The 12509-nt window shown below is 70.9% G+C and carries 10 protein-coding genes and 1 pseudogene; 1 reads left to right on the top strand and 10 read right to left on the bottom strand.

What is annotated here, in order from left to right:
- Positions 1 to 4: 4 nt before the first annotated feature.
- The 6 genes from ACJA3G_RS16295 to ACJA3G_RS16270 form a co-directional block, all read right to left on the bottom strand.
- Positions 5 to 1696 carry a cation acetate symporter gene (locus tag ACJA3G_RS16295; protein WP_406553705.1) on the bottom strand — a complete coding sequence of 564 codons (1692 nt, stop codon included), beginning with the start codon at positions 1694 to 1696 and terminating at the stop codon, positions 5 to 7.
- Complete coding sequence (locus ACJA3G_RS16290) at positions 1600 to 2076, bottom strand: DUF485 domain-containing protein (RefSeq protein WP_406553704.1); 477 nt, start codon at positions 2074 to 2076, stop codon at positions 1600 to 1602. The genes ACJA3G_RS16295 and ACJA3G_RS16290 overlap by 97 nt, the downstream gene beginning before the upstream one ends.
- A 98-nt stretch (positions 2077 to 2174) precedes the next feature.
- The gene (locus tag ACJA3G_RS16285) at positions 2175 to 2912 is read right to left on the bottom strand and encodes a response regulator (protein ID WP_406553703.1); all 738 of its coding nucleotides are present in this window, start codon (positions 2910 to 2912) and stop codon (positions 2175 to 2177) included.
- Positions 2909 to 4084 carry a sensor histidine kinase gene (locus tag ACJA3G_RS16280; RefSeq protein WP_406553702.1) on the bottom strand — a complete coding sequence of 392 codons (1176 nt, stop codon included), beginning with the start codon at positions 4082 to 4084 and terminating at the stop codon, positions 2909 to 2911. Before ACJA3G_RS16280 ends, ACJA3G_RS16285 begins: the two co-directional genes overlap by 4 nt.
- Positions 4081 to 4593 (bottom strand): DUF1453 domain-containing protein, encoded by a 513-nt coding sequence (locus ACJA3G_RS16275; RefSeq protein ID WP_406553701.1) that lies wholly within the window; start codon positions 4591 to 4593, stop codon positions 4081 to 4083. The genes ACJA3G_RS16280 and ACJA3G_RS16275 overlap by 4 nt, the downstream gene beginning before the upstream one ends.
- A 310-nt stretch (positions 4594 to 4903) precedes the next feature.
- On the bottom strand, positions 4904 to 7024 hold the full coding sequence (locus tag ACJA3G_RS16270; protein ID WP_406553700.1) for a type IIA DNA topoisomerase subunit B: 2121 nt from the start codon (positions 7022 to 7024) through the stop codon (positions 4904 to 4906).
- Positions 7025 to 7457: 433 nt separating this feature from the next.
- Between ACJA3G_RS16270 and ACJA3G_RS16265 the strand changes: the two genes are divergently transcribed.
- Positions 7458 to 7688 carry a hypothetical protein gene (locus ACJA3G_RS16265; protein WP_067165114.1) on the top strand — a complete coding sequence of 77 codons (231 nt, stop codon included), beginning with the start codon at positions 7458 to 7460 and terminating at the stop codon, positions 7686 to 7688.
- Between the two features lie 95 nt (positions 7689 to 7783).
- On the opposite strand, the gene ACJA3G_RS16260 is transcribed toward ACJA3G_RS16265, so the two are convergent.
- The 4 genes and pseudogenes from ACJA3G_RS16260 to ACJA3G_RS16245 all read right to left on the bottom strand — a co-directional run.
- Complete coding sequence (locus ACJA3G_RS16260; protein ID WP_406553699.1) at positions 7784 to 8614, bottom strand: serine protease; 831 nt, start codon at positions 8612 to 8614, stop codon at positions 7784 to 7786.
- A 153-nt stretch (positions 8615 to 8767) separates the two neighbouring features.
- A complete protein-coding gene (locus ACJA3G_RS16255; RefSeq protein ID WP_406553698.1) occupies positions 8768 to 10312 on the bottom strand; it encodes an RNA polymerase sigma factor in 1545 nt (514 codons plus the stop codon).
- 376 nt (positions 10313 to 10688) lie between these two features.
- Entirely contained in the window at positions 10689 to 11576 is an 888-nt protein-coding gene (locus ACJA3G_RS16250) for a FadR/GntR family transcriptional regulator (protein ID WP_406553697.1), read from the bottom strand.
- Between the two features lie 160 nt (positions 11577 to 11736).
- A pseudogene (locus ACJA3G_RS16245) lies at positions 11737 to 12509 on the bottom strand (ABC transporter ATP-binding protein); the annotation flags it as partial.

Raw genomic sequence — 12509 nt, 5'->3', positions numbered from 1 at the left:
CCCGCTACACCGCCCCCGCCCCCGTCAGCGACCGCACCTCCGTCTCCGCGTGGCGTGCCGCGTCCGGCGGCTCGGGTGAGGTGACCGTGCCCATCCAGCCGGCGAGGAAGCCGAGGGGGATGGAGACCAGGCCCGGGTTCTCCAGCGGGAAGAACTGGAAGTCCACCCCGGGGAACAGCGCGTGCGGACCGCCCGAGACCACCGGCGAGAGCACCACCAGGACCAGCGCCGGGACCAGCCCGCCGTAGACCGACCAGACCGCGCCCCGGGTGGTGAAGTTCCGCCAGAACAGCGAGTAGAGCAGCACGGGCAGATTGGCCGAGGCGGCGACCGCGAAGGCCAGCCCGACCAGGAACGCCACGTTCAGGTCCCGGGCCAGCAGCCCCAGGCCGATGGCGACCGCCCCGATCCCGACGGCGGCGATCCGGGCCACCGTCACCTCGCTGTGCTGCTTGGCGTGGCGCCGCCGCAGCGAGGCGTACAGGTCGTGGGCGACCGAGGCGGACGACGCCAGCGTGATCCCGGCGACGACCGCCAGAATGGTGGCGAAGGCGACCGCGGCCACGACCGCGAAGAGAACCGTTCCGCCTGTGGAGTCCGCACCACCGCCCAGATTGAGCGCCAGCAGCGGTACGGCCGTGTTCCCGGCGGCGTTCGCGGACTTCACCTCGGCGGAGCCGACGACGGCCGCCGCACCGAAGCCCAGCACGATCGTCATCAGATAGAAGCCGCCGATCAGACCGATCGCCCAGACGGCCGAGCGGCGCGCGGCCCGGGCCGTCGGCACCGTGTAGAAGCGGGAGAGGATGTGCGGCAGCCCCGCCGTACCGAGCACCAGGGCCAGGCCCAGGCTGATGAAGTCGAGCCGCGCGGTCCACCCCCCGCCGTATCTGAGCCCCGGGGCGAGGAACTCCTTTCCGTGCCCGCTCCGCTCGGCCGCCGTGTTGAGCAGCAGGTTGATGTTGCCGTGGAAGCGCATCAGCACCAGGACCGTGAGCGTGACGGTGCCGGCCATCAGGAGGACGGCCTTCACGATCTGGATCCAGGTGGTCGCCCGCATCCCGCCGAGTGACACATAGATCACCATCAGCGCACCCACACCGATGACGGTCCACGCGCGGGCCGCACCGCTGGAGCCGCCGATCAACAACGCCACCAGACTGCCCGCGCCGACCATCTGTGCCACCAGATAGAGAACGGACACGGTGACCGAGGAAGTTCCCACCGCGATCCGGACGGGGCGTTCGCTCATCCGGGCGGCGATCACATCGGCGAGGGTGAACCGCCCGCAGTTGCGCACCAGCTCCGCCACCAGCAGCAGCACCACCAGCCAGGCCACCAGGAAACCCACGGAGTAGAGCACCCCGTCGTATCCGAAGAGCGCGATGAGACCGGAGATGCCCAGGAACGAGGCGGCCGACATGTAGTCGCCCGCGATGGCGAAACCGTTCTCCATGGGGGAGAAGAGCCGCCCGCCCGCGTAGAACTCCTCCGGTGAGCCGTGCCGGTCACGGCTCACCCAGGTGGTGATCGCCAGCGTGGCCGCCACGAACGCGCTGAACAGCAGCAGCGCCAGCGCCTGATGGTCCCTGCCGACGCTCACCTGGCCGCCCCCCGTGTCATCTCCTGGGTGTCCCAGCGCAGTTCGAGCGCGGCCCTGTCCCGGCGCAGTCGCGCATGACGCGCGTACGCCCATGTCAGCAGGAAGGTGGAGAGGAACTGGCCGAGCCCCGCGACCATGGCGACATTGACCGCCCCGACCACCCGATGAGCCATCAGCTCCGGTGCGGTGGTCGCGGCGACGACATACGCGATGTACCAGGCAAGGAACGCCAGCGCCGCCGGGACCACGAACCCGCGGTAGCGGGCGCGCACCTCCTGGAAGGCGGCACTGCGCTGCACCTCCAGGTAGATGTCCGCCGCGCTGCGCCCCGGGGCATGCTCGGCCGCCCGCTGCGTCGGCGGCGCGAACGCGGGCACCGTGCCGTCCAGTTCGCCCCAGCCGGAGGCGAGCGCGTCGTACCAGGGGTCGTCGATCCGTCCCGCCGCCGGGTCGTGCCCTTCCTGCTTCTCCACCGAACAACACTCCTTAGTCCACGGCCCTGTTCGGCCGCGTGCCCAAGGATGGGCAGTGGGGGCGCCCCCGCACTCTTCAACGTCCCCGCTTCACCCCATCAGGTGATGGCCGGACCCGGTGGACGAGTGAGGCCGTGCTGATAGGCATACCGCACGGCCTGTGCCCGGTCCCTGGCTCCCGTCTTGGCGAAGATGTTGTTGATGTGCGTCTTCACCGTCGCCGTGGAGATGTGCAGCGCGCGGGAGATCTCGGGGTTGGACAGGCCCTCCGCGACCAGGCCGAGTACCTCGCCCTCACGCCCGGTGAGCCCGTCGGGCAGCACCGCCGGACCGGCCGCGGGCTCGGGCGCCGTCATCCGTTCGAGCAGCCGGCGCTGCACCGAGGGCGCCAGGCCCGCCTGTCCGGCCAGCACGTCCTGTATGGCCCTGACGATCTCGTCGCCGCCCGCGTCCTTGGTCAGATACCCGCGCGCCCCGGCCCGCAGCGCCGGGAAGAGCGAGTCGTCGTCGGCGTACGTCGTCAGGATCACCACCTGGGTCCCCGGATATTCGGCGCGGATACGGCGGGTGGCCTCGGCCCCGTCGCAGCGCGGCATCCGCAGATCCATCAGGACCACGTCCGGGGCCACTTCGGCGACCAGCGCGACCGCCTCCTCGCCGTCCCTGGCCGCGCCCACCACCTCGACACCCGGCAGCAGCCCGAGGAGCATCACGATCCCCTCACGCACCACCGACTGGTCGTCCGCCACCACCACCCGGATCGCGCGCCCCGCCTCCTTGGCGCCGTTCCCGGCCCCGGCGCCTCCTGCCGTCACACCGCCCCCTTCGCCGGTCATGCCGGCACCCTCAGCCGCACCACGAAGCCCTCCTCCTCCGGTCCCGCCTCCAGAGTCCCGCCGAGCAGTTCGGCGCGCTCCCTCATCCCGAGCAGACCGTATCCGGAACCGCTCAGTCCCAGATCATCGGCGACCTGGCCGCCGCCCGAGTCACGTACCTCCAGGGCCACTTCGTCCGGCAGATACTCCAGCCGGACGGCGACGGCGGCCCCCGGGGCGTGCTTGCGTACGTTCGTCAGCGCCTCCTGCGCCACGCGTCGCACCGTCTGTGACGCCTCGGCCGTCAACGGCCGCCGCTCCCCCGCCACTTGGACCCCCGCCGGACCGCCGGGGCCGCCGCCCTCGACCAGCGTGTACAGGAAGTCCTCGACCGGGGTGATCTCGCCGCGCAGCGCGGAGAGCGCCTGCCGGGTCTCGGCCAGGCCCTCCCGCGCCATCGACCGGGCGGCGACCACCCGCTCCAGGATCCGGTCCCGGAAGTCGCCGGCGGGCTCGCGCTCGATCATCAGCCGGGCCGCCTCCAGATGCACCAGCTGCGCGGAGAGGCTGTGCGCCAGCACATCGTGGATCTCGCGGGCGATCCTGGCCCGCTCGGCGAGCGCGGCCGACTCCGCCTCGGCGGCCCGGGCGGCCCGCTCCTGGGCCAGGAGCCGCTGCGCGCTGCCCCGCGCCTCGGCGTCCAGCCGCAGCACGTATCCGGCGAGACCCAGGCCCGCCGTGGTCAGGGCGGTGGTCGGCCAGTCGTCGGTGTTCGCCGCGGCATACGCCCCGAGGGCCACCAGGGTGGAGGGGATGGCGGCGCCCAGCGGGAGCCGCTCCAGGGCGGAGACCGCGCAGCCGCACCATGCGATGGCCGCGAAGATGTGCCAGTCGGTCTGCTGCGCGCCCACCGCCGACGCCATCAGGAGCGCGAGCAGCCCCAGCGACGGCGACAGCCGGTGGGCGAGGGTCTGCCGCCAGAACGCCCGGGCCAGCACGACCATCACCGCCACCATGGCGACGCCCACGGCCCAGGACCAGTTCCGCGGGCCCTTCTCGCTGATCGCGGTCCACAGCATCCCGCCGAGCAGCAGCCCGCGCACGCTCCACATGATGCCGATCCGCGCGCGGCTGAGCCCCTCGTGGGAGAGCGCTTCCCGCGAGGGCCAGCTGAACCAGACGTCGGTGGTCACACGCGGTCCTTCCACAGCGGCCGGGCCGGGGCGGCAGCAACACCGTACGACGCGGGCAGGGAGCGGGCGCGCCATGCCAGGATGCCGCCGCGGACCAGGAGCGAGGCGGCCAGGCCCAGCAGCAGGGCGCCCGTGCCCATCCGTATCCCGGCCAGGGCGGCGATGACGGCGAGCCCCACCCGGACGGCGATGCCCAGGACCCAGACGGCCGCGGTTGCCCTGGTGCCCCTGGTCCACACCGAGCCGTCCGGCTCGGACCACACCTTGCTGGTCCAGGCCCAGGCCGCGCCCATGAGGAGCCCGGTCGCGAGCTCGATGCCGAGCAGCACGGCCGAGACCAGGTGGTGGTCCGGGTCGACCAGGCCCTTCTGCCGTATCCCCAGCCAGACCAGGACCGCCGGCACGACCCACCAGCGCTTGGCGTCGGCCAGTCGCTGGGGCCGCACCTGGCGCGAGACGATCAGCGCGACGACGGCCACCGCCACGAGCACATTCACGAGCGAGGACATCTGGGCCTCCGGAACCACGATCGGCAGAACTTTGCTCTGCCCTCGAAGCTACGGAAACGGCCTGGTCGGACGCATCGGATCAGGGGTGGGTCGTGGGTGGATCCCTCGGCTCCACCCACGGGTGGAGCCCCCACCCGGACAGCCCGCCGCGGCTGCGGTCACGGCCGGACAGAGGGCAGGGCCGGGCCCCGCGCCGCGACCGCGACGCGGACCCCGGCCCTCGCCGTGGTCCTGGCACTGCCCCCGGGCCCCGGCCCCGAACCGGCCGACTCCTGACCCGGCCCAGGCCGTGGCCTGGCCGTGCTCGCGGCTACGCGTCGATGCGCGACCGGTCCAGCGTCGCCGCCGAGCTGGTGATGAACTCCTTGCGGGGCGCCACCTCGTTGCCCATCAGCAGGTCGAAGACCTGCTCGGAGGCCTCCAGGTCGCCGATGTTGATCCGGCGCAGGGTGCGGAAGCGCGGGTCCATCGTGGTCTCCGCCAGCTGGTCGGCGTCCATCTCACCGAGGCCCTTGTAGCGCTGGATGGAGTCCTTGTACCGGACGTTCTTGCGCTGGAACTCCAGCAGGGTCTGGCGCAGCTCGTTGTCCGAGTACGTGTACACGTACTTGTCCTGGCCCTTCTTGGGCTGGACCAGCTCGATGCGGTGCAGCGGCGGGACGGCGGCGAAGACCCGGCCCGCCTCGACCATCGGGCGCATATAGCGCTGGAAGAGGGTCAGCAGCAGGATGCGGATGTGGGCGCCGTCGACATCGGCGTCGACGAGGAGCACGATCTTGCCGTACCGCGCCGCGTCGATGTCGAAGGTACGGCCCGAGCCCGCCCCTATGACCTGGATGATCGCGCCGCACTCGGCGTTCTTGAGCATGTCCGAGACGGACGCCTTCTGCACGTTGAGGATCTTGCCCCGGATCGGCAGCAGCGCCTGGAACTCCGAGTTCCGGGCGAGCTTGGCGGTGCCGAGCGCGGAGTCCCCCTCGACGATGAAGAGCTCGCTGCGCTCCACGTCGTCGCTGCGGCAGTCGGCCAGCTTGGCCGGCAGCGAGGAGGACTCCAGGGCCGTCTTCCGCCGCTGCGCCTCCTTGTGCTGACGGGCCGCGATCCGGGTCCGGGCCGCCGCGACGATCTTTTCGAGCACCGATCGCGCCTGGGCCTTGGCGTCGCGCTTGGTGGAGGTCAGGAACGCCTTCAGCTCCTTGGCGACCACGTTGGCGACGATCCGGTTGGCCGCCGAGGTGCCGAGCACCTCCTTGGTCTGGCCCTCGAACTGCGGTTCGGCGAGCCGGACGGTGACCACCGCCGTGAGGCCCTCCAGGGCGTCGTCCTTGACGACGTCGTCCTCGGCGACGCGCAGCAGCTTCGCCGAGCGCAGCACCTCGTTGACGGTCTTGGTGACCGAGCGCTCGAAGCCGGCCACGTGGGTGCCGCCCTTGGGGGTGGCGATGATGTTCACGAACGACTTCAGGTTCGTGTCGTATCCGGTGCCCCAGCGCAGCGCGATGTCCACGCCGAGCTCACGGGTGACCTCGGTGGGGGTCATGTGGCCGCGCTCGTCCAGGACCGGGACGGTCTCCTTGAAGCTGCCCTGGCCGGTGAGCCGCAGCACGTCGCAGACGCCCTTGTCCTGGGCCAGGTACTCGCAGAACTCGCTGATCCCGCCGTCGAAGCGGAACGTCTCTTCCTTCTTGCCCTCGCCGTCGATGCCCCGCTCGTCGCGGACGACGATGGTCAGCCCGGGGACCAGGAAGGCGGTCTGGCGCGCCCGCTGGTGCAGCGTCTCCAGGGAGAGCTTGGCGTCCTTCAGGAAGATCTGGCGGTCCGCCCAGTAGCGGATACGGGTGCCGGTGCGGGTCTTGGGCACGCGCTTGCCCTTGAGCAGCCCGCTGGACGGGTCGAAGGGGGCGTCGGGGCCCTGCTCGGTGAACATACCGGGCGTACCGCGCCGGAAGCTGATCGAGTGGGTCGCGCTGTTGCGGTCGACCTCGACGTCGAGGCGGGCCGAGAGCGCGTTCACCACGGACGCGCCCACGCCGTGCAGACCGCCGGAGGCGGCGTAGGAGCCGCCGCCGAACTTGCCGCCGGCGTGCAGCTTGGTCATGACGACCTCGACGCCCGACAGACCGGTCTTGGGCTCGATGTCGACCGGGATGCCCCGGCCGTTGTCCCGCACCTCGACCGAGCCGTCGTCGTGCAGGATCACCTCGATGAAGTCGCAGTACCCGCCCAGGGCCTCGTCGACGGAGTTGTCGATGATCTCCCAGAGGCAGTGCATGAGACCGCGGCTGTCGGTCGAGCCGATGTACATGCCCGGGCGCTTGCGGACCGCTTCGAGGCCTTCAAGGACGAGCAGGTGCCGCGCGGTGTAGTTGGAGCCGTCCCGGTCGGCGCCGGAGAGCAGCGCAGTGGACGGAACGGACGTCTCGGCGGTCACGCAGTTCGCTCCTCGCTGAATTTCAATTCGCCCCCTGGTGGGTAGGGGGCCGGCGTCGGTCGCCGGTCAGAGGGTACCGAGGCCTGGTAGAGCCGTTGTCACGCCACCCTCGGCAATACTCATGCTAGTCCAGCGTCGTATGCATGTTCGATCCCTCGTGGGGGTGATACGGATGTCACGTTCCCATCCAGGCATGAACCATTTAGGCTCCGGGCACGTCCTCATGAACAACCGGCAACCCCGCCGGGAGGACCAACCGAGACAAGCAACGCGAAACCGTAAAGCACCGCAATACGGCTCATTCGCCGCCAACCGGCAGCAGACAGCCACCTTGACCAAGAACTTTCAAGGAAAAGGCACGAGCGGGAACGTTTTCGGCCTGGTTGGATGTTGACCCTGGTACGACAGCTCGTCGAGCTAGAGAAGAGGCGACGTGACTACTGTTCTGACCCCCGCGAGCCCCCTGACGGCCGCTGACCGTTGCGACCGCTGCGGCGCACAGGCATACCTGCGTGTCCTTCTGACCAGCGGCGGCGAACTGCTCTTCTGCGCTCACCACGGACGTAAGTTCGAGCCGGAACTGAAGAAGATCGCCGCTGAGATACAGGACGAGACGGACCGCCTCACCGCGGTGCCCGAATCCGCAGGCGAAGAGGATCGCTGAACCTCGCACTGACGACGAGCCAGGGCCGGTCCAGGACCGGCGACGGGCGGTCGCCCCCGCGTGGGGCGACCGCCCGTTCTCGTGCTCGCGCGCCGCTACAGGGGCGCCGCGTTCCGTGACGGGCCGACGAACGCGGAGATCCGGGTGTAGACCCCCGGGTTCTCCGCCTCGCCGCAGCCGCTTCCCCAGGACACCAGGCCGATCAGCCGCCCCATGGCCACCAGGGGGCCCCCGCTGTCGCCCTGGCAGGCGTCGTGGCCGCCCGCGGGATCGCCTGCGCACAGCATGGTGGCCTTCGTGTACGCGCCCTCGGCGCTGTGCGGGTAGGCGCGCTCACAGGCCTGGTCCGCCAGCACCCGCACCCGCGTGGAGCGCAGCGACAGGGCGTACGTGCCGCGTCCCGTGGTGTCACCCCAGCCGTAGACCGCCGCCGGGGTGTCCGGGGCGTACGCGGGATCGCCCGGCCCCGCGAGGCCGATGACGTACGACTCGGGCAGCGCGGTCGCCAGGGTCAGCATCGCGATGTCACCCGCGTTGCTGACCGGGTCGTAGCCCGGGTTGACCCAGGTGTCCCGTACGCCGATCTCCTGCCCGGTGGTGCCGCGCAGCTCGGAGCGGCCCGCGATGACCTTCAGGTCCGCCATCCCGTTGGCGCCGAGCACCTCCCTGCTGAGGCAGTGCGCGGCGGTGACCACCTTCGTGGGCGCGACCACCGCTCCCCCGCAGAACTGGCCCGCGCGCTTTGAGCCGAACCGGGTACGGCTGGAGAGCGCGACGACGTAGGGACTGTCCTTGACGGAGGCGGGCGTGCCCCCGATGACCACACTGTCGGCGGCGGCCGGTACCGGCGCGGCCAGCGGTACGGCGGTGGCCGCCGCCGTGAGGGCCAGCACCCCGCGCAGCGCTCGGGCGGTGGGACGTCGCATACGGTCTCCTGACTCCGGGTGGCACAGGCACACTCAGAGTCAACGAGGCATTGACGCCTCGCACCCGCTCAGACACGCGCGAGGGCCCGGTTCCCTTACGGAAACCGGGCCCTCGGTCACATCCGACCCGTACGACAAGCGTACGAACGCGGCCTAGTCGAGGTAGTCGCGCAGCACCTGCGAACGCGACGGGTGGCGCAGCTTCGACATGGTCTTCGACTCGATCTGGCGGATGCGCTCACGCGTCACTCCGTAGACCTTGCCGATCTCGTCCAGGGTCTTCGGCTGGCCGTCGGTGAGGCCGAAGCGCATGGAGACCACGCCCGCCTCGCGCTCCGAGAGGGTGTCGAGGACCGAGTGCAGCTGCTCCTGCAGAAGCGTGAAGCTGACCGCGTCGGCCGGGACGACGGCCTCGGAGTCCTCGATGAGGTCACCGAACTCGCTGTCGCCGTCCTCACCCAGGGGGGTGTGCAGCGAGATCGGCTCACGGCCGTACTTCTGGACCTCGATGACCTTCTCCGGGGTCATGTCGAGCTCCTTGGCCAGCTCCTCCGGGGTGGGCTCACGGCCCAGGTCCTGGAGCATCTGGCGCTGCACGCGCGCGAGCTTGTTGATGACCTCGACCATGTGCACCGGGATACGGATGGTGCGGGCCTGGTCGGCCATCGCGCGGGTGATCGCCTGACGGATCCACCAGGTGGCGTACGTGGAGAACTTGTAGCCCTTGGTGTAGTCGAACTTCTCGACCGCGCGGATCAGACCGAGGTTGCCCTCCTGGATGAGGTCCAGGAAGAGCATGCCGCGGCCCGTGTAGCGCTTGGCCAGCGAGACCACGAGGCGGAGGTTGGCCTCCAGCAGGTGGTTCTTGGCGCGGCGGCCGTCCTCGGCGATGATCTCCAGCTCGCGCTTGAGCTTGGGGGCGAGCTTGTCGGCGGCCGACAGCTTGTCCTCGGCGAACAGGCCGGCCTCGATGCGCTTGGCGAGCTCGACCTCCTGCTCGGCGTTGAGCAGCGGGACCTTGCCGATCTGCTTCAGGTAGTCCTTGACCGGGTCGGCGGTGGCACCGGCGACGGCGACCTGCTGGGCGGGAGCGTCGTCCTCGTCGTCGTCGGAGAGGACGAAGCCCTTGTTCTCGCCCTCGGCCTCCTCTTCGTCACCCTTGCCGGGCGCGACGTCCTCGAGCAGCTCCTCGCCCTCGACGACCTCTTCGTCGCCCTTCTTGCCGGCGGTCTTCTTCGCCGCCGTCTTCTTGGCGACGGCCTTCTTGGCGACGGTCTTCTTCGCGGCCGTCTTCTTGGCGGCGGCCTTCTTGGGCGCCTCGGCGTCGTCCGCCGACACGTCCACGGTCTCGGCGGCCGGGGCCGCGCTGGCCGCGACGGTCTTGGTCACGGTCGTCTTGGCCGCGACCGTCTTGGTGGCGGTGCGCTTCGCCGGGCTCTTCGCTGCGACGCTCTTCCGGGTGCGCTTGGGAGATTCCGCGGCACTGACCATCAGCGTCACACCCTCTTCCTCGAGGATCTGGTTGAGGCTGCGCAGAACATTCTTCCACTGGGTTGGCGGAATCTGGTCGGCTTCGAAGGCCCGACGCACGTCATCGCCGGCGATCTGCCCATCAGCCTTTCCCCGCTCGATGAGCGCCATCACAGACTCTGACTCGGCGATCTCCGGCGGGAGCGTACGGGATGTGCTGGCCGACACGAACAACCTCTCGGAACGATGGAAAACGGCTTCCGGCCCCGCCCATGATCGGGCCGGAGCCGACGACCGTCGGCTGGGGATTGTGCCGACGACGCGGGCTGAACCTCGGAGCTGCACAGCGCCGCGAACGGCGGCTGTATTCCTTCCTCGGCTGTTACCTCTTAGGTCATCGCACGGTTCCGAGGAGTGTTACGCCCAATCTACGTGGCCCGAGTCACACCCCATGTCCGACATAAACGGCCAGTAGGGACAAAGTATCCAGAATCACAGTCCCGCAATCGCGGTCCCACCCTCGCGTCGCCGGACCCCCCGAGGTCCGGCGACGCGTGCTTCCTCCGGACGGGGCGGCGAGGCCTCGCCCGGCAGCGCTCCGCCCTCAGTGCTCGCGCGGCGCGGGGACGACGCGCTCGACCTCGGGGTGGACGGTGAGCAGCTGGCGCATCGCCGACTCGGCCGCCGACCCGTCGGCGGCGGCCAGCGCGTCCACGATCCGCCCGTGATGGGTGAGGGCGACCTCCGAGTGGCGGTCACAGCCGGTGACCGGTCCGCCGGAGACCTGGAGGGCGGCGCCGACGATGCCGGAGAGGTGCTCCAGCATCCGGTTGCCCGCGGCCTGGATCAGCAGGGAGTGGAACTCGGCGTCGGCCCGCGAGAAGGTGATCACGTCACCCTGGGTGAGGGAGTGGCCCATGATCTCGACCATGTCGCCGAGGCGCTGCTGGATGTCCTCGCGGCCGTGCCCCGCCGCGAGCCGGGCGGCCAGCGGCTCGATCGTCCAGCGCAGCTCGCTGAGCTCGCGCCGCTGGTCGTCGCGCTGCGGCCCGAAGGCCCGCCACTCGATGATGTCGGGGTCCAGCAGGTTCCAGTCGCTGACCGGGCGGACCCGGGTGCCGACGTTGGGGCGCGCGCTGACCAGGCCCTTGGCCTCCAGTACGCGCAGCGACTCGCGGACGACGGTCCGGGAGACCTCGAAGCGCTGGCCGATCTCCTCGGGGACCAGCGGGCGGTCGGCGCCGAGATCGCCGGAGACGATCATCTGGCCGAGCTGCTGGACGAGTTGGCCGTGCAGTCCTCTCCCGCGGCTGCCCGCCGCGCGGCGGCTCACCCGGCCGAGGTCTGCCTCGGCTCCGTCCCAGGCGGGGAGGGAGACGCGGTCGGCGCCGCGCGCCTCCGCGTAGGGGTAGCGGTCGAGTTCGCCCGGTCCTGCGAGGCCGGAGTCGGCGGCGCGGGCGGTGGTCATCATGGTGTGCGCAAGGGTACTCACGCATCCTTTGTCGGCGGGTCTTCCACGGCCCTTGAGGTCTTTGGTGAAAAGCACACGAAAGGGTGATCTCCGCACCCCACGCAATTGACGCTTTATCGGAAAGAAGCGGGCATTGTCTGGGGAGTTGTGACGCTCCGTACACACCGGGGCCGGAGCGGGATCACCAACGGGCCCTCCCGCGAAGGCCGGTGACCACGTAGGCGCAGAGCAGCACGGTGAGTGACAGCGCGAGGGCGGCGCCCTGCGGCCGGGCGAGCAGGTGCAGCGCCGCGGCCAGCGCGTCGTCCAGCAGATGGGGCCAGCGCAGCCAGGCCACGTCCCGCAGCCGGGCCGGGAGTCCGGCGACCGAACGTGCCTGCGGGGCCGACAGCGCCTTCTGTACGAGGGGTACGACGGCGACCGGTACCGCCAGGACGGCGGCGAGCCCGGCGGCGGTGGCACGGAAGATGCCGGCCGCGAGCAGCCCGGCCCAGGCGCAACCGACGGTCAGTCCGGCCCAACTCGCCACCAGCGAGGGCCAGTCGGGGGGAACGCGCACCACGTCACGGCCGTAGACCAGGCGCAGGGCCTGTGCGTCCAGGGCGACGGTGAGCACGGCCAGCAGCAGGGCGGCCACGGCCGAGACGGCGAGTTTGGCGAGGAGGAGTCCGAGCCGGCGCGGGACGGTGCCGCGGTCGGCCGCGAGCGCGGGGTAGCGGTACTCCTCGCCGAAGGCGAGCGCCCCGAGGATCCCGGCGGCGAGCGCCGCGGGCGGCAACGGCAGCAACCTCGGCCAGGCGGCCACCAGGTGGGGCAGCGGGGTGTGCCCGGAGCGCCCGAGTACGACGGCGAGCGCGACGGAGCCGAGGAGCGCGGCGCCGAGGAGCACATATGTCGTACGGACGCCGAGGAGGCGCCGGAGTTCGTAGCGCAGGGGGCGAAGTGGGGTGCGGG

Origin of the sequence: Streptomyces sp. YS-3 (assembly GCF_045257485.1) — a bacterium.
Lineage (GTDB): Bacteria > Actinomycetota > Actinomycetes > Streptomycetales > Streptomycetaceae > Streptomyces.
Note: the sequence above shows the minus strand (reverse complement) of the source record. Positions and strands in the feature narration are given on the sequence as shown.

Bases quoted from the DNA above. Each gene is read 5' to 3' on its own strand.
- ACJA3G_RS16275 (WP_406553701.1), bottom strand. From the start codon at position 4,593: ATGTCCTCGCTCGTGAATGTGCTCGTGGCGGTGGCCGTCGTCGCGCTG.
- ACJA3G_RS16260 (WP_406553699.1), bottom strand. From the start codon at position 8,614: ATGCGACGTCCCACCGCCCGAGCGCTGCGCGGGGTGCTGGCCCTCACG.
- ACJA3G_RS16295 (WP_406553705.1), bottom strand. From the start codon at position 1,696: ATGGGCGTACGCGCGTCATGCGCGACTGCGCCGGGACAGGGCCGCGCT.
- ACJA3G_RS16285 (WP_406553703.1), bottom strand. From the start codon at position 2,912: ATGACCGGCGAAGGGGGCGGTGTGACGGCAGGAGGCGCCGGGGCCGGG.